Source organism: Pseudomonas sp. LBUM1652 (assembly GCF_059716105.1).
Map to the genome: position 1 here is coordinate 6,136,276 of NZ_CP166804.1, position 15,250 is coordinate 6,151,525.

Below are 15,250 nucleotides of genomic sequence, written 5' to 3' on the forward strand. Positions count from 1 at the left end.
GCCTCAAGCCTCGGAATAGAGCCTTGGCACTCGACGCAGGTTGCAGAAAATCTGATACGGAATGGTGTCCGCCCACTTCGCCACTTCGCTGGCGAGGATGTTTTTGCCCCACAGCTCGACGGTCGAACCCAATCCGGCTTCCGGTACATCGGTCAGGTCGATGCAGAGCATGTCCATCGACACGCGGCCGATGATGCGACTGCGTTGGCCGGCCACCAGTACCGGCGTGCCGGTCGGTGCCTGGCGCGGGTAGCCATCCGCGTAACCCATGGCAACCACGCCGATGCGCATCGGTTTGTCGGTGATGAATTTGGCACCGTAGCCAACGGGCTCACCGGCGGGTAATTCGCGTACGCAGATGACTTTCGATTCGAGCGTCATCACCGGTTGCAGGCGCTCGGCCACGGCGCTGGCTTCTTCGAACGGCGTCGCGCCGTAAAGCATGATCCCCGGACGCACCCAATCGCTATGAATTTGCGGCCAACCAAGCACGGCCGGCGAGTTGCGCAGACTGACCTCGGCGGCCAAACCCTGACGCGCCGCTTCAAATACCGCCACCTGATCGGCGCTGCTCTGCTCGTGCAATTCATCGGCACGGGCGAAGTGGCTCATCAGCACGATCTTCGCCACTTTGCCGCTGGCCAGCAGCCGTTGATACGCCGCTGGATAATCTTTCGGATGCAGACCGACGCGATGCATGCCCGAATCAAGCTTAAGCCACACGGTGATTGGCTTGCCCAGCGCCGCCTGCTCGATCGCTTCGAGCTGCCACAGCGAATGCACCACACACCAGAAATCATGCTCGACGATCAGTGCCAGCTCATCGGCCTCGAAAATCCCTTCAAGCAACAACACCGGAGCCTTGATGCCGGCAGCACGCAGTTCCAACGCTTCTTCGATGCAGGCCACGGCAAAACCGTCAGCCTCGGCTTCCAGCGCTTGGGCACAACGCACGGCACCATGGCCGTAAGCATCGGCCTTGATCACTGCCAGCGCCTTGGCACCGGTGACTTCGCGGGCAATTCGGTAGTTGTGACGCAGGGCTTGGAGGTCGATCAGGGCACGGGCAGGACGCATGGCGGCAGACTTCTAGGCGGTCATGGGAAGAAAAACCGGCGCTGGCTGACGGCGTGAACCGCCAACAGCACCGGGAGAGGGATCATTACAAAAGGTTTACGGCAGCGCGGCAACGATAGAGATTTCCACCAGAATGCTCGGCTTGGCCATCTTCGCTTCCACAGTAGCGCGGGCCGGGGCGGCGCCTTTGGGCAGCCACTGATCCCACACCGAGTTCATCCCGGCGAAGTGCGCCTCGATGTTGTTCAGGTAGATCGTCGCCGAGAGCAAATGCTGTTTGTCCGTCCCGGCCAGATCCAGCAAGCGCTCGATATTGGCGAGCACTTCGCGGGTCTGCTGCTCAACCCCGGCGTCGAAGTCGTCACCGACCTGCCCGGACAGGTACACCGTACCGTTGTGGCTGACGATCTGACTCATGCGCTCATTGGTGAGCTGGCGCTGGATTGCCATGTTTTGCGGACTCCTGTGGCTTGTTGCCGTAACGGGAAATATCGAGGCCTTCGGCGCTGATCTGCGGCTTTTTCTTCGCCATCAGGTCAGCCAGCAAACGACCGGAACCGCACGCCATGGTCCAACCGAGCGTGCCGTGACCGGTGTTGAGGAACAGATTTTTGAACGGTGTGGCGCCCACGATCGGCGTGCCGTCCGGGGTAGTCGGACGCAGGCCGGTCCAGAAACTCGCCTCGGCCAGATTGCCGCCCTGAGGATAAAGGTCGTTGACGATCATCTCCAGGGTTTCGCGCCGACGCGGATTAAGCGACAGGTCAAAACCGGCGATTTCGGCCATGCCGCCCACGCGGATGCGGTTGTCGAAACGGGTGATCGCGACCTTGTAGGTCTCGTCGAGAATGGTCGACGTCGGGGCCATGTCCGGGTTGGTGATCGGCACGGTCAGCGAGTAACCCTTGAGCGGATACACCGGGGCTTTGATGCCCAGCGGCTTGAGCAGTTGCGGTGAGTAGCTGCCGAGGGCCAGCACGTAGCGGTCAGCGGTTTCCAGCTTGCCGTCGATCCATACGCCGTTGATACGATCACCGGCGTAGTCGAGCTTCTGGATGTCCTGGCCAAAACGGAATTCAACGCCCAGTTTCACCGCCATTTCGGCGAGACGGGTGGTGAAGATCTGGCAGTCGCCGGTCTGGTCGTTCGGCAGGCGCAGGGCACCGGCGAGGATGTCGGTGACGCCAGCCAAAGCTGGCTCGACCCGGGCAATGCCGGCGCGGTCGAGGAGTTCAAATGGCACACCGGATTCTTTCAGTACGGCGATGTCTTTGGCGGCGTTATCCAGTTGCGCCTGGGTACGGAACAACTGAGTGGTACCGAGGCTGCGGCCTTCGTAGGCGATGCCGGTTTCCGCGCGCAATTCGTCGAGGCAGTCGCGGCTGTACTCGGACAGACGCACCATGCGCTCCTTGTTCACCGCGTAACGGCTGGCGGTGCAGTTGCGCAGCATCTGCGCCATCCACAGGTATTGATCGATGTCAGCGGTGGCCTTGATCGCCAGCGGGGCGTGGCGTTGCAGCAGCCACTTGATGGCCTTGAGCGGCACGCCCGGCGCGGCCCACGGCGAGGCATAGCCCGGCGAAACCTGGCCGGCGTTGGCGAAACTGGTCTCCATGGCCGCGGCAGGCTGCCGGTCGACCACCACCACTTCAAACCCGGCACGGGCCAGATAATAAGCACTGGCGGTACCGATGACGCCGCTACCCAAGACCATAACGCGCATTTTTGTATCCCTCGTCGCGGCGGATCGCCGACGTGTTGTCAGAGCAATGATGCGCGCAGTGTAAAAAATAAATGCCAGTGCTTTTCACTATATAAGCGCCTATATTTGGCGACAATTCTCGGCAAAAACCCTTTTCACGGAGGCGCATCCCCTATGCGTACCAACACTCAGACCAAACGTGAGCTGGACAAGATCGACCGCAATATCTTGCGGATCCTGCAAGCAGACGGGCGGATTTCCTTTACCGAACTCGGGGAAAAGGTCGGTCTCTCCACCACGCCGTGCACCGAGCGGGTGCGCAGACTGGAGCGCGAGGGGATCATCATGGGCTACAACGCCCGGCTCAATCCGCAGCACTTGAAGGGTAGTCTCTTGGTGTTCGTCGAGATCAGCCTCGACTACAAATCCGGCGACACTTTCGAAGAGTTCCGACGCGCGGTGCTGAAATTGCCTCACGTGCTGGAGTGTCACTTGGTATCAGGGGATTTCGACTATCTGGTGAAGGCGCGGATTTCCGAGATGGCCTCTTACCGCAAGCTGCTGGGCGACATCCTGCTCAAGCTGCCGCATGTGCGCGAGTCCAAGAGCTATATCGTGATGGAAGAGGTGAAGGAGAGTTTGAGCCTGCCGATTCCGGATTGATCACCACAATGATCGTACCCACGCTCTGCGTGGGTACGATCATGACTCGGTCCAGAATGGACGCAGAGGCTAAACCAACACCTGCCGATTCGCCGCCATGTACTCGAAGATTTGCTTTTCAGCACGCGGATGAATCAGCTCCACCGGCCCCCGCCCATTCGGGCAAGGCAACGTCTTCGTCGTCCCGAACAACCGGCAAATCAGTGGCCGCTCGCCATACACCGTGCAGCCATTCGGTCCCAAGTGCACACAGTTCAGCGCCTCCATCGCCGCATCCTGCTCGGCGCGGGTCTTGCGCGGCAGGCGCGCCATCTCCTCGGGCGAAGTGGTTACCGGCCCGCAGCAGTCGTGGCAGCCCGGCACGCAATCGAACGTGGGGATCTGCTGGCGCAGGGTGCGGATTTTTTCGCTGTTGCAGCTCATCGAAGCGGTGACCAAGGTGAAATAGGCCGCAATTGTGCCGCAAAAGCCGTGATCCAGACACTGCAGGCCGACCAGTGTTGCCCGACCTCGCGCGAGCGGCTTATGCTCCGTCAAATTTTTTCGACACTTAGCCGTTGGATGATACTCATGCCTCACGTTGCCTCTTACTACGCCGCCAGCAGTCTGCCGCAACCGGATCATCCGCTGCTGCAAGGTGAAGTGATTGCCGACGTGTGCGTGGTCGGCGGCGGGTTTTCGGGGCTGAACACCGCGCTGGAACTGGCCGAGCGCGGCCTCAGCGTGGTGTTGCTGGAGGCACACAAGATCGGTTGGGGCGCCAGCGGTCGCAATGGCGGACAACTGATTCGCGGGGTCGGCCATGGCCTCGATCAGTTCGCCAACGTCATCGGTGCCGACGGCGTGCGGCAGATGAAACTCATGGGCCTGGAAGCGGTGGAAATCGTCCGCCAGCGGGTCGAGCGGTTTCAGATTGCCTGCGATCTGACCTGGGGCTATTGCGACCTCGCCAACAAACCTGCCGACCTTGAAGGGTTTGCCGAAGATGCCGAGGAGCTGCGCGGCCTCGGTTATCGCTATGAAACCCGCTTGCTGCAAGCCAATGAAATGCACACCGTGGTCGGTTCCAAGCGCTATGTGGGCGGCTTGATCGACATGGGTTCCGGGCATCTGCATCCACTGAATCTGGCACTGGGTGAAGCGGCCGCAGCGCAGCAACTGGGAGTCAAACTGTTCGAGCATTCGGCAGTCACCCGCATCGACTACGGCCCCGAAGTGAAGGTCCATACAGCGCAGGGTTCGGTACGCGCCAAGACGCTGGTGCTGGGCTGCAACGCTTACCTCAATGATCTCAACCCGCAACTCAGCGGCAAGGTGCTGCCAGCGGGCAGCTACATCATCGCCACCGAGCCTTTGAGCGAAGAACAGGCGCACAACCTTTTGCCCCAGAACATGGCGGTCTGTGACCAGCGGGTAGCGCTGGACTACTACCGACTCTCGGCGGATCGGCGTTTGCTGTTCGGTGGCGCCTGCCATTATTCGGGGCGCGATCCAAAGGACATCGCCGCGTACATGCAACCGAAAATGCTCGAAGTCTTTCCGCAACTGGCCGGGGTGAAGATTGATTACCAGTGGGGCGGGATGATTGGCATCGGCGCCAATCGCCTTCCGCAGATTGGCCGGCTCAATGATCAGCCGAATGTGTATTACGCCCAGGCTTATTCCGGCCATGGCGTGAATGCCACGCATCTGGCGGGTCAGTTGCTCGCCGAGGCCATCAGTGGGCAGCAAAGCGGTGGCTTTGATCTGTTTGCCAAGGTGCCGCACATCACCTTCCCGGGCGGCAAACATCTGCGCTCGCCGTTGTTGGCGTTGGGGATGTTGTGGCATCGGCTTAAAGAGTTGGTCTGATGGATATGTGCCGCCTTCCATGATCGTTCCCACGCAGAGCGTAGGAACGATCAGTTGCAGTCAGATCCGCCAGAACGGTTTCAACCCCTCCTCCAGCGCTTGCTCACGCGTCAACCCGACATCCTTGAGCTGATCAGCCGTCAACCCCAACAACGCCTTGCGCGTGTGCAGACGATGCCAGATCAGGCCCCAGCGGCTCAGGCCGGATGGCGCGTTGCGCATGGCCGAATTCCACGCACTGTCCTCCTGCCCTGCCGCCAATTCCTGACTGTGTAACGTCAGCCGCACATCGCTCAAGCCGTTCATTTTTGTCGCTCCTGTTTACTTGGGTAGCCAGAGATTCCATGATGCGCGGGCCGGCAAAAGCATTACAGATTCAACCAATCTGTATTAACTCCATACAGATTTGCTGTTTCTGCTACTGAATTGTCGATTTACGCCGCATCTGTACTGGTTTTTCGAATCACCTGCATCGAGGCAGTGCCATGACGCTTTATGTGAACCTCGCCGAACTGCTCGGCACGCGCATCGAACAAGGCTTCTATCGTCCTGGTGACAGGCTGCCGTCGGTGCGCGCCTTGAGCGTAGAACATGGCGTCAGCCTCAGCACGGTGCAGCAGGCTTATCGCATGCTCGAGGACAGCGGCCTGGCCACGCCGAAACCCAAGTCGGGGTATTTCGTACCGATCGGTCGCGAACTGCCGGAGCTGCCCGCCATCGGGCGTCCGGCGCAGCGGCCGGTGGAAATTTCGCAGTGGGATCAGGTGCTGGAGCTGATTCGCGCGGTGCCCCGCAAGGATGTGGTGCAACTCGGTCGCGGCATGCCCGACGTCACCTCGCCGACCATGAAACCGCTGCTGCGCGGGCTGGCGCGCATCAGTCGCCGCCAGGACATGCCCGGTCTGTATTACGACAACATTCACGGCACCCTCGAACTGCGCGAACAGATCGCCCGGCTGATGCTCGATTCCGGCTGCCAGTTGAGCGCCGCCGACCTGGTCGTCACCACCGGCTGTCACGAAGCGCTGTCGACCAGCATCCACGCGATCTGCGAGCCGGGCGACATCGTCGCGGTGGATTCGCCGAGCTTTCACGGTGCCATGCAGACGCTCAAGGGGCTGGGCATGAAAGCCCTGGAAATCCCCACTGACCCGCTCACCGGCATCAGCCTCGAAGCGCTGGAACTGGCGCTGGAGCAATGGCCAATCAAAGTCATCCAGCTCACGCCCAACTGCAACAACCCACTCGGCTACATCATGCCGGAAGCACGCAAACGCGCCCTGCTCAACCTGGCTCAGCGTTTCGACGTGGCGATCATCGAGGACGATGTGTATGGCGAACTGGCCTACACCTACCCGCGCCCGCGCACGATCAAATCCTTCGACGAAGACGGCCGCGTTCTGCTGTGCAGTTCGTTTTCCAAGACCCTCGCGCCGGGGCTGCGCATTGGTTGGGTCGCACCGGGGCGTTATCTGGAACGGGTGCTGCACATGAAATACATCAGCACCGGCTCTACCGCGCCACAGCCGCAGATCGCCATTGCCGAATTTCTCAAGTCCGGTCATTTCGAACCTCATTTGCGGCGGATGCGCACGCAATACCAGCGCAATCGCGACATGATGATCGACTGGGTCACGCGCTACTTCCCTGCTGGCACCCGCGCCAGTCGTCCACAGGGCAGTTTCATGCTGTGGGTTGAATTGCCGGAGGGTTTCGACACCCTGAAACTCAATCGTGCGCTGCACGATCAAGGCGTACAGATTGCCGTCGGCAGCATCTTTTCCGCCTCGGGCAAGTACCGCAATTGCCTGCGGATGAACTACGCTGCCAAACCGACACCGCTGATAGAAGAGGCGGTACGCAAGGTCGGCGCGGCAGCAATCAAACTGCTGGCCGAAGCCGACTGACCTTTTTCCAGTGACCAGCATCCAAATGCCACCCCCTGCCGCCAACCGGAACGATCCTACGTGAGCCTCAGACAGCCCCTACTCGCTTTGTTGATGCTCACCGCGCTTCTGAGCGGCTGCGCCAGTCTCAATGTGCCGCGCGAACCGAGTCAGGCATTGCCCGCCTCCGACTCAAGTTTCGGCCGCTCGATCCAGGCTCAGGCCACGCCGTATCAGGGCCGTTCCGGTTTTCGCCTGCTGTCCAACAGCACCGAGGCGTTCACCGCCCGCGCCGAGCTGATCCGCAACGCGCAGAGCAGCCTCGACTTGCAGTACTACATCGTTCACGACGGCGTCAGCACGCGGATGCTGGTGGAGGAACTGCTCAAGGCTGCCGACCGTGGCGTGCGCGTGCGAATCCTGCTCGACGACACCACCAGCGACGGCCTCGACCAGATCATTGCCACGCTGGCAGCGCATCCGCAGATCCAGATTCGCCTGTTCAACCCGCTGCATCTGGGGCGCAGCACGGGCGTGACCCGGGCGGCCGGTCGCCTGTTAAACCTGTCGCTGCAACACCGGCGAATGCACAACAAGCTGTGGCTGGCGGACAACAGTGTGGCCATCGTCGGCGGGCGCAATCTGGGCGACGAGTATTTCGATGCCGAACCGAATTTGAATTTCACCGATATCGACATGCTCAGCGTGGGGCCGGTGGCCGAACAACTCGGGCACAGCTTCGACCAGTACTGGAACAGTGCCCTGAGCAAACCCATCGAAGAATTCCTCTCCAGCAAACCCTCGGCCAGGGATTTGCAGAACACCCGCACGCGCCTGGAGGAATCACTGGAAGAAACCCGCAAGCAGAATCATGCGCTGTATCAGCAGTTGATGACCTTCAAAACCGAACCGCGCATGGACATCTGGCGCAAAGAGCTGATCTGGGCCTGGAGTCAGGCGCTGTGGGATGCACCGAGCAAGGTGCTGGCCAAGGGTGAACCTGATCCGCAGTTGCTGCTGACCACACAACTGGCGCCGGAACTTACGGGCGTCAGCAAAGAGCTGATCATGATCTCGGCCTATTTCGTGCCGGGCCAGCCGGGGCTGGTGTACCTGACCGGACGTGCCGATGCCGGTGTGTCGGTGAAACTGCTGACCAATTCACTGGAAGCCACCGATGTGCCAGCCGTGCACGGCGGTTATGCGCCTTATCGCAAGGCATTGCTGGAACACGGTGTGAAACTGTTCGAACTGCGCCGCCAGCCCGGTGATGATGGTGGTAGCGGCCCGCATATTTTTTACGGCAAGTCGTTTCGCGGGTCGGATTCCAGCCTGCACAGCAAGGCGATGATCTTTGATCGGCAGAAGTCGTTTATCGGCTCATTCAACTTCGACCCGCGCTCGGTGCTGTGGAACACCGAAGTCGGCGTGCTGGTGGACAGCCCTGAACTGGCCACGCACGTGCGCGAACTGGCCCTGCAAGGCATGGCGCCGGCGCTGAGTTACGAGGCGAAGCTTGAGAATGGGCAGATCGTCTGGGTAACCGAGGACAACGGCCAACTGCACACGCTGGCCAAAGAACCGGGGAGTTGGTGGCGACGCTTCAATGCGTGGTTCAGCACTACCGTGGGACTGGAGCGGATGTTGTAGCCCCGGCGAGAGGTATTCAGGCAGGCTCGGCCTCCGTGCCGAACGCACCTTGACGCGACAGCAGAATCACCAGCCCGAATGCCCCGGCCGCCATCAGCCAGGGCAGCGCATGCCCGCTGATCCACTGACTGCCCGCCCCCGCCGCCAAAGGCCCGACCAGACAACCTACACCCCACAACTGCGCAATATGTGCATTGGCTCGCACCAGCGCATCGTCGCGATATCGCTCACCGATGAGGATCAGCGACAAAGTGAACAAGCCACCGGCACTGGCGCCGAACAGCACCCACAACGGCCAGATCAGCAAAGTATCGAGCAGCACGGGAATCACCAGACTCGACAGCATCAACACCACCGCGCACCCGGTGAACAAAGTGCGCCGCGACAGATAATCGGCCAGTGCGCCAATCGGTAATTGCAGCAACGCATCACCTACCACCACGGTGCTGACCATCGCCAGGGCGATCTCTGCAGTAAACCCCTGTTGCAGGCAATACACCGGAAGCAGCGTCAGGATCATCGCCTCGAACGCGGCAAACAACGACACCGCCCAGGCAATCGCCGGCAGCTCGCGTGCAAAATTCCACAGGTCGCGGAAGGTCACGCTGCTCGCTTCACTGCTTGGCGCACCGCTGCGTCCCAGCAAGAGCAAGGGCGAAACCAGCAACAAACCGACTCCCACCCAGAAACCATAGTCATGCTCGGTGCCGAGCGCACCCAGCAGCAAAGGGCCAGACAGCTGACTCAAGGCATAACTGCTGCCATACAGCGCCACCAGCCGCCCGCGCCACTGCTCGACCACCAGTTGATTGATCCAGCTCTCGCCGAGAATAAAGACGATGGTCAGGATCACACCGATCATCAGCCGTAGCACCAGCCAGATCGGATAGCTCGGCAACAACGCCAGCAGCCCGATCGACAGCGCGCCGGCCCACAAGCACAGGCGCATCAGGTTCGCCGTGCCGAAACGCGCAGCCAGATGACTGGAAATCTTCGCGCCCAACAGCACACCAATCGCCGGCATCGCCGCCATCACGCCAATGGCGAAGGACCCGTAACCCCAACCCTCCAGACGCAACGACACCAACGGCATGCTGACCCCCAGGGCCAGGCCGACACTCAAGACAGACGCCAACACGGCGAAATACGTCGCCCACCGCATGTTCCACGCTCCTGTGGATATTCTTGTTTTCATCTCAAAACCAATGTGGGAGCGAGCCTATGTGGCGAGGGGATTTATCCCCGATGGGTCGCGCAGCGGCCCCAAAACCTGAACTCGCGGCGTATCAGCTACACCGCATTTACTGGTTTTGCGACTGCTTCGCAGCCGATCGGGGATAAATCCCCTCACCACATAGGCTCGCTCCCACAGGGGGTCTGCTTCATCTGGAAGGCCTGCTCGTGACAGGCCTTCGTTAACGATTTACAGCTTGATCCACGTCGCCTTCAGCTCGGTGTACTTGTCGAACGCGTGCAGCGACTTGTCGCGACCGTTACCCGACTGCTTGAAGCCGCCGAAGGGTGCAGTCATGTCACCGCCATCGTACTGATTGACCCACACGCTGCCGGCGCGCAGTGCCTTGGCAGTCAGATGCGCCTTGGAAATGTCCTGCGTCCACACTGCTGCGGCCAAGCCATAAGGCGTGTCGTTGGCGATCTGGATCGCCTCTTCGGCGGTATCGAAAGCGATAACCGACAGCACCGGGCCGAAGATCTCTTCCTGAGCGATCTTCATCGCGTTACTCACGCCGTCGAAAATCGTTGGCTCAACGTAAGTGCCGCCGGTTTCCTGAAGAATGCGCTTGCCCCCGGCGACCAGTTTGGCGCCATCGGTATGCCCGGATTCGATGTACGACAGCACGGTGTTCATCTGCTGGGTATCGACCAGCGCACCGACGTTGGTTGCCGGATCGAGCGGATTGCCCGGTTTCCAGGATTTCAGCGCCTCGATGACCATCGGCAAGAATTTGTCCTTGATCGAACGCTCGACCAGAAGACGCGAACCGGCGGTGCACACTTCGCCCTGGTTGAAGGCGATGGCGCTGGCAGCGGATTCGGCGGCGGCTTGCAGATCCGGCGCATCGGCAAAGACGATGTTCGGGCTCTTGCCACCGGCCTCCAGCCACACGCGTTTCATGTTCGATTCGCCGGAGTAGATCATCAGTTGCTTGGCAATCTTGGTCGAACCGGTGAACACCAGGGTATCGACATCGTTGTGCAGGGCCAACGCCTTGCCGACGGTGTGGCCGTAGCCCGGCAGCACGTTGAGAACGCCTTTCGGGATACCGGCTTCAACGGCCAGTGCCGCGATACGGATGGCGGTCAGCGGGGATTTTTCCGACGGCTTGAGGATGACCGAGTTACCGGTCGACAGCGCCGGGCCGAGTTTCCAGCAAGCCATCATCAGCGGGAAGTTCCACGGAACGATGGCGCCAACCACGCCCACTGGCTCGCGAGTCACCAGACCCAGTTGATCGTGCGGGGTGGCCGCGACTTCATCGTAGATCTTGTCGATTGCCTCACCGCTCCAGCTCAGCGCTTGTGCCGCGCCTGGAACGTCGATGTACAGCGAATCGCTGATCGGCTTGCCCATGTCGAGGGTTTCAAGCAGGGCCAGTTCTTCGGCGTGCTGCTTGAGCAGGCTGGCGAAGCGAATCATGGTGGCTTTGCGTTTGGTCGGCGCCAGGCGCGACCAGACGCCGGAATTGAAGGTGGCGCGGGCGTTTTCCACGGCGCGCTGGGCGTCGGCGGCATCACAGCTGGCAATCTTGCCCAGCAGACGGCCATCGACCGGGCTGATGCACTCGAAGGTCTCACCGGAGACGGCGTCGGTGTATTCGCCATTGAGGTAGGCGCGGCCTTCGATCTTCAAATCGCGGGCGCGTTGTTCCCAGTCGGCACGAGTCAGGGTGGTCATTTAAGTGTCCTCCTCTTGTTGAATACGAGCGCCGCGCGATCGTCGCCAGCGTCCTCAGGAATTCTGCCTGGCCAGCCTGCTTTTCGGCCCAAGGCACCCGCCACCCTAAACCAGCGGCCGGGGTTGTTTCAATATATTTGACATAAGCGCGCTATACGGCCTTGCGGTGTTCAATTTAATAAACATAGACTTTGGCCCTTTCCAACATCGCGCCGTCATTACGGGAGAAAACAACAATGAACATCCAGAACGTCGTCGACATCAGCCTGACCACCAGCGAAGCCGAGCGCTATCGCCCGGACCCGACCAAAGTGCTCAAGGGGGATCCCGAGCAAGCGGTGTTCAACCAATACGACAGCCCCTGTGGGCAGATGAACGTCGGTGTGTGGGAAGGTGCGGTGGGCCAGTGGACGGTGAATTACACCGAGCATGAATACTGCGAAATTCTGCAGGGTGTTTCGGTGCTGCGTGACAGCGATGGCAATGCCAAGACATTGCGTGTGGGTGACCGTTTCGTTATTCCGGCGGGGTTCCGCGGCACCTGGGAGGTGCTGGAGGCGTGCCGAAAGATTTATGTGATCTTTGAGAAAAAATAACTATATACCGCACGGGTTGGCGAAACTGATCAGAGAATCGAGTGGCCCGAATAAGGGCACCCAACTTACGCATAAGGAAATGCGACATGCCCAATGAAGAAGTACTGCAACAAATTCACCACTTGATCGGTACCCGCTACGTACCGAGCGTAGAGGCCTACATCACAGAACTGACGGGCCGTACGCATGTCCGTAGCGGACCGGTTGGCACCACTGATCATCGGCCCGAACGACTAAACATCGACCAGGATCTGACAGGCAACATCGTGTCGTTCCACTTTGGCTGAGAGCGACTCAAACCGGAGGCATGAGGGATAAATCCCAACTGGTTTCCAGGCAACAAAAAAGGCCCGTATCGTGAGATACGGGCCTTTTTTGTAAGTCGGGAAAAATCAATTACTTGATTTTGCCTTCCTTGTACATCACGTGCTTGCGAACAACCGGATCATATTTCTTGATCTCGATTTTGTCCGGGGTAGTACGCTTGTTCTTGTCGGTAGTGTAGAAGTGACCAGTACCGGCGCTCGAGATCAAACGAATCAATTCACGCATGATTAGCTCCCTTAAATCTTGCCATCGCGGCGAAGTTCGGCGAGCACGACAGTGATGCCACGCTTGTCGATGATACGCATGCCTTTGGCAGATACGCGCAGACGCACAAAACGTTTCTCTTCTTCAACCCAGAAGCGGTGATGCTGCAGGTTCGGCAGGAAACGACGACGGGTTTTGTTGTTTGCGTGGGAAATGTTATTCCCAGTCACCGGACCCTTACCGGTAACTTGACATACTCTCGACATGCCTCAGCCCTCTAAAACCACATGCCCAACCCGGCATGGGTTGGCCGCTTAATCTCTCAGTCATTTGGCGCCAGGCGCCGCGTTTCTTTAGAGGTCTTACCGGCTACACCTACAGTGAAGGAACCGGGCCCCTAGAAAAGAGCGCTGCTTTATACCAGAAAGACCGGGGTACAACAACATTCGGTGTGCAATCAATCAATAAAAGCACGTAAATTCTGCCTGCAAGGGCTTTGGATAAAGGCCGGCACCGGTTTTTACCGCTCGTCGCAGAAAACCGCTGATACACGCGATTCGCCCTCGTCGTCTCGCCACCAGCCACACATAACTGCCTACGGCCGCCCCCAAAAATGCAAAAAGGGGATAGTCATTTGCAATCGCGCCCTCTAGGGTAGGACTTTTCCAGACTGCACTTGCAGATGGGCCTTCGATCTGTAAAAGGAAACCGACCATGCGCCTCGCTGCCCTACCCCTGTTGCTCGCCCCGCTCCTGCTGAGCCCCCTGGCCCAGGCCGCCGCGCTGAGCGTCTGCACCGAGGCCAGCCCTGAAGGGTTCGACGTGGTGCAATACAACTCGCTGACCACCACCAATGCCTCGGCCGACGTGCTGATGAATCGCCTGGTGGACTTCGACACCGCCAGCGGCAAGGTAGTCCCGAGCCTGGCCGACAGCTGGGAAGTCAGCACTGACGGCCTGACTTATATCTTCAAACTGCACCCGCAGGTGAAGTTTCACACCACCGATTACTTCAAGCCGAGCCGCGAGCTGACCGCAGAAGACGTCAAATTCAGTTTTGACCGCATGCTCGACCCAGCCAATCCTTGGCACAAAGTCGCCCAGAGCGGCTTCCCGCACGCGCAGTCAATGCAATTGCCGGCACTGATCAAGAAGATCGATGCCCTGGACCCGCTGACCGTGCGCTTCACCCTTGATCACCCGGACTCGACCTTCCTCGCCACCCTGAGCATGGGTTTCGCCTCGGTCTATTCCGCTGAATACGCCGACAAGCTGCTCAAGGCCAACGCGACAGAGAAGCTCAACAGCCAGCCGATCGGCACCGGCCCGTTCGTCTTCACCCGTTTTCAGAAAGACGCCGCGATTCGCTATAAAGCCAACCCGGATTACTTCGGCGGCAAGCCGTCTGTTGACCCGCTGATCTTCGCTATTACCCCGGACGCCAACGTGCGCCTGCAAAAGTTGCGGCGTAACGAATGCCAGATCGCCCTGTCGCCAAAACCCCTGGACGTACAGGCAGCGCTGAAAGAACCGACGCTGAAAGTCGAAAAGACTGACGCATTCATGACCGCATTCGTTGGCATCAACAGCCAGCATCCGCCATTGGACAAGCCAGAAGTGCGGCAGGCCATCAACCTGGCTTTCGACAAGACCAACTACATCAAAGCCGTGTTCGAAGACACTGCCGAAGCGGCCAACGGGGTTTATCCACCGAACACCTGGGGCTACGCGAAGAACCTCGCGGGCTACCCTCACGACGTGGCGAAAGCCAAGGCACTGCTGGCCAAGGCCGGTTTGAAGGACGGCTTCCAGACCACCATCTGGACGCGTCCGTCCGGCAGCCTGCTCAACCCGAACCCGAGCCTCGGCGCACAGATGTTGCAGTCTGACCTCGCCGAAATCGGCATTCAGGCGGAGATCCGCGTGATCGAGTGGGGCGAGCTGATCCGCCGCGCCAAGGCGGGCGAGCATGACTTGCTGTTCATGGGCTGGGCCGGCGACAACGGCGACCCGGACAACTTCCTCACACCGCAGTTTTCCTGCGCGGCGGTCAAGTCCGGCACCAACTTCGCCCGCTATTGCAACGCCGACCTGGACAAGCTGATCAGCGCTGGCAAGACCACCAGCGAGCAAGGGGTGCGCACCAAGCTCTATGAGCAGGCGCAGGCGCAGATTCAGCAGCAGGCGCTTTGGCTGCCGCTGGCGCATCCGACCGCGTACGCACTGACCCGCAAGGATGTGCAGGGCTATTCGGTGAGCCCGTTCGGCCGGCAGGACTATTCGAAGGTCAGCCTCAAATAACCGCAACAACACAAAACCTGTGGGAGCTGGCTTGCCAGCGATGACGGCGGCACATTCAGCACAACTGCGGCCT

The 15,250-nt window shown here is 59.9% G+C and carries 16 protein-coding genes; 7 read left to right on the plus strand and 9 right to left on the minus strand.

The features are described 5' to 3' along the window. Positions 1–3: 3 nt before the first annotated feature. The 3 genes from alr to dadA form a co-directional block, all read right to left on the minus strand. On the minus strand, positions 4–1,077 hold the full coding sequence (gene alr / locus ACA069_RS27820) for an alanine racemase (protein ID WP_497615607.1): 1,074 nt from the start codon (positions 1,075–1,077) through the stop codon (positions 4–6). A gap of 96 nt (positions 1,078–1,173) precedes the next feature. Then, a complete protein-coding gene (locus ACA069_RS27825; RefSeq protein WP_187680360.1) occupies positions 1,174–1,527 on the minus strand; it encodes a RidA family protein in 354 nt (117 codons plus the stop codon). Then, a complete protein-coding gene (dadA, locus tag ACA069_RS27830; RefSeq protein ID WP_401271969.1) occupies positions 1,499–2,803 on the minus strand; it encodes a D-amino acid dehydrogenase in 1,305 nt (434 codons plus the stop codon). The genes ACA069_RS27825 and dadA overlap by 29 nt, the downstream gene beginning before the upstream one ends. Before the next feature lie 153 nt (positions 2,804–2,956). Between dadA and ACA069_RS27835 the strand changes: the two genes are divergently transcribed. Next, positions 2,957–3,445 (plus strand): Lrp/AsnC ligand binding domain-containing protein, encoded by a 489-nt coding sequence (locus tag ACA069_RS27835; protein WP_003177284.1) that lies wholly within the window; start codon positions 2,957–2,959, stop codon positions 3,443–3,445. Between the two features lie 69 nt (positions 3,446–3,514). Here the strand turns inward: ACA069_RS27835 and ACA069_RS27840 are convergent, their stop codons facing one another. Further along, on the minus strand, positions 3,515–3,868 hold the full coding sequence (locus ACA069_RS27840) for a YkgJ family cysteine cluster protein (protein ID WP_187680379.1): 354 nt from the start codon (positions 3,866–3,868) through the stop codon (positions 3,515–3,517). Positions 3,869–4,006: 138 nt separating this feature from the next. Here ACA069_RS27840 and ACA069_RS27845 point away from each other — a divergent pair, with 138 nt between their 5' ends. After that, entirely contained in the window at positions 4,007–5,296 is a 1,290-nt protein-coding gene (locus ACA069_RS27845; RefSeq protein WP_187680378.1) for an NAD(P)/FAD-dependent oxidoreductase, read from the plus strand. Positions 5,297–5,356: 60 nt separating this feature from the next. Here the strand turns inward: ACA069_RS27845 and ACA069_RS27850 are convergent, their stop codons facing one another. Further along, positions 5,357–5,602 carry a DUF1127 domain-containing protein gene (locus tag ACA069_RS27850; RefSeq protein ID WP_187680358.1) on the minus strand — a complete coding sequence of 82 codons (246 nt, stop codon included), beginning with the start codon at positions 5,600–5,602 and terminating at the stop codon, positions 5,357–5,359. Between the two features lie 179 nt (positions 5,603–5,781). On the opposite strand from ACA069_RS27850, the gene ACA069_RS27855 reads away from it, so the two are divergent. Together ACA069_RS27855 and ACA069_RS27860 are read left to right on the plus strand one after the other, a co-directional pair. Then, complete coding sequence (locus ACA069_RS27855; protein ID WP_489880567.1) at positions 5,782–7,203, plus strand: aminotransferase-like domain-containing protein; 1,422 nt, start codon at positions 5,782–5,784, stop codon at positions 7,201–7,203. A gap of 60 nt (positions 7,204–7,263) precedes the next feature. Further along, complete coding sequence (locus ACA069_RS27860) at positions 7,264–8,832, plus strand: phospholipase D family protein (RefSeq protein WP_497615608.1); 1,569 nt, start codon at positions 7,264–7,266, stop codon at positions 8,830–8,832. 16 nt (positions 8,833–8,848) lie between these two features. On the opposite strand, the gene ACA069_RS27865 is transcribed toward ACA069_RS27860, so the two are convergent. After that, positions 8,849–9,994 (minus strand): MFS transporter, encoded by a 1,146-nt coding sequence (locus tag ACA069_RS27865; protein ID WP_497615609.1) that lies wholly within the window; start codon positions 9,992–9,994, stop codon positions 8,849–8,851. Positions 9,995–10,255: 261 nt separating this feature from the next. Continuing rightward, positions 10,256–11,749, minus strand: a complete 1,494-nt coding sequence (locus ACA069_RS27870) for an aldehyde dehydrogenase (protein WP_187680354.1) — start codon at positions 11,747–11,749, stop codon at positions 10,256–10,258. Between the two features lie 236 nt (positions 11,750–11,985). Between ACA069_RS27870 and ACA069_RS27875 the strand changes: the two genes are divergently transcribed. Beyond that, positions 11,986–12,345, plus strand: a complete 360-nt coding sequence (locus ACA069_RS27875; protein WP_401271973.1) for a cupin domain-containing protein — start codon at positions 11,986–11,988, stop codon at positions 12,343–12,345. 86 nt (positions 12,346–12,431) lie between these two features. Continuing rightward, positions 12,432–12,632, plus strand: a complete 201-nt coding sequence (locus ACA069_RS27880; RefSeq protein ID WP_401271974.1) for a hypothetical protein — start codon at positions 12,432–12,434, stop codon at positions 12,630–12,632. A 109-nt stretch (positions 12,633–12,741) separates the two neighbouring features. On the opposite strand, the gene rpmG is transcribed toward ACA069_RS27880, so the two are convergent. Both rpmG and rpmB read right to left on the minus strand, forming a co-directional pair. Further along, complete coding sequence (rpmG, locus tag ACA069_RS27885) at positions 12,742–12,897, minus strand: 50S ribosomal protein L33 (protein ID WP_016772554.1); 156 nt, start codon at positions 12,895–12,897, stop codon at positions 12,742–12,744. 11 nt (positions 12,898–12,908) lie between these two features. Beyond that, positions 12,909–13,142 carry a 50S ribosomal protein L28 gene (rpmB, locus tag ACA069_RS27890; RefSeq protein ID WP_007920377.1) on the minus strand — a complete coding sequence of 78 codons (234 nt, stop codon included), beginning with the start codon at positions 13,140–13,142 and terminating at the stop codon, positions 12,909–12,911. A gap of 448 nt (positions 13,143–13,590) precedes the next feature. On the opposite strand from rpmB, the gene ACA069_RS27895 reads away from it, so the two are divergent. After that, positions 13,591–15,177 (plus strand): ABC transporter substrate-binding protein, encoded by a 1,587-nt coding sequence (locus ACA069_RS27895; protein ID WP_187680351.1) that lies wholly within the window; start codon positions 13,591–13,593, stop codon positions 15,175–15,177. The last annotated feature ends 73 nt before the right edge of the window (positions 15,178–15,250 follow it).

What these genes read in the sequence shown, in the direction of transcription:
- alr (WP_497615607.1), bottom strand. Translation starts at nt 1,077, where the DNA reads ATGCGTCCTGCCCGTGCCCTGATCGACCTCCAAGCCCTGCGTCACAAC.
- ACA069_RS27825 (WP_187680360.1), bottom strand. Translation starts at nt 1,527, where the DNA reads ATGGCAATCCAGCGCCAGCTCACCAATGAGCGCATGAGTCAGATCGTC.
- dadA (WP_401271969.1), bottom strand. Translation starts at nt 2,803, where the DNA reads ATGCGCGTTATGGTCTTGGGTAGCGGCGTCATCGGTACCGCCAGTGCT.
- ACA069_RS27835 (WP_003177284.1), top strand. Translation starts at nt 2,957, where the DNA reads ATGCGTACCAACACTCAGACCAAACGTGAGCTGGACAAGATCGACCGC.
- ACA069_RS27840 (WP_187680379.1), bottom strand. Translation starts at nt 3,868, where the DNA reads ATGAGCTGCAACAGCGAAAAAATCCGCACCCTGCGCCAGCAGATCCCC.
- ACA069_RS27845 (WP_187680378.1), top strand. Translation starts at nt 4,007, where the DNA reads ATGATACTCATGCCTCACGTTGCCTCTTACTACGCCGCCAGCAGTCTG.
- ACA069_RS27850 (WP_187680358.1), bottom strand. Translation starts at nt 5,602, where the DNA reads ATGAACGGCTTGAGCGATGTGCGGCTGACGTTACACAGTCAGGAATTG.
- ACA069_RS27855 (WP_489880567.1), top strand. Translation starts at nt 5,782, where the DNA reads ATGACGCTTTATGTGAACCTCGCCGAACTGCTCGGCACGCGCATCGAA.
- ACA069_RS27865 (WP_497615609.1), bottom strand. Translation starts at nt 9,994, where the DNA reads ATGCGGTGGGCGACGTATTTCGCCGTGTTGGCGTCTGTCTTGAGTGTC.
- ACA069_RS27870 (WP_187680354.1), bottom strand. Translation starts at nt 11,749, where the DNA reads ATGACCACCCTGACTCGTGCCGACTGGGAACAACGCGCCCGCGATTTG.
- ACA069_RS27875 (WP_401271973.1), top strand. Translation starts at nt 11,986, where the DNA reads ATGAACATCCAGAACGTCGTCGACATCAGCCTGACCACCAGCGAAGCC.
- ACA069_RS27880 (WP_401271974.1), top strand. Translation starts at nt 12,432, where the DNA reads ATGCCCAATGAAGAAGTACTGCAACAAATTCACCACTTGATCGGTACC.
- rpmG (WP_016772554.1), bottom strand. Translation starts at nt 12,897, where the DNA reads ATGCGTGAATTGATTCGTTTGATCTCGAGCGCCGGTACTGGTCACTTC.
- rpmB (WP_007920377.1), bottom strand. Translation starts at nt 13,142, where the DNA reads ATGTCGAGAGTATGTCAAGTTACCGGTAAGGGTCCGGTGACTGGGAAT.
- ACA069_RS27895 (WP_187680351.1), top strand. Translation starts at nt 13,591, where the DNA reads ATGCGCCTCGCTGCCCTACCCCTGTTGCTCGCCCCGCTCCTGCTGAGC.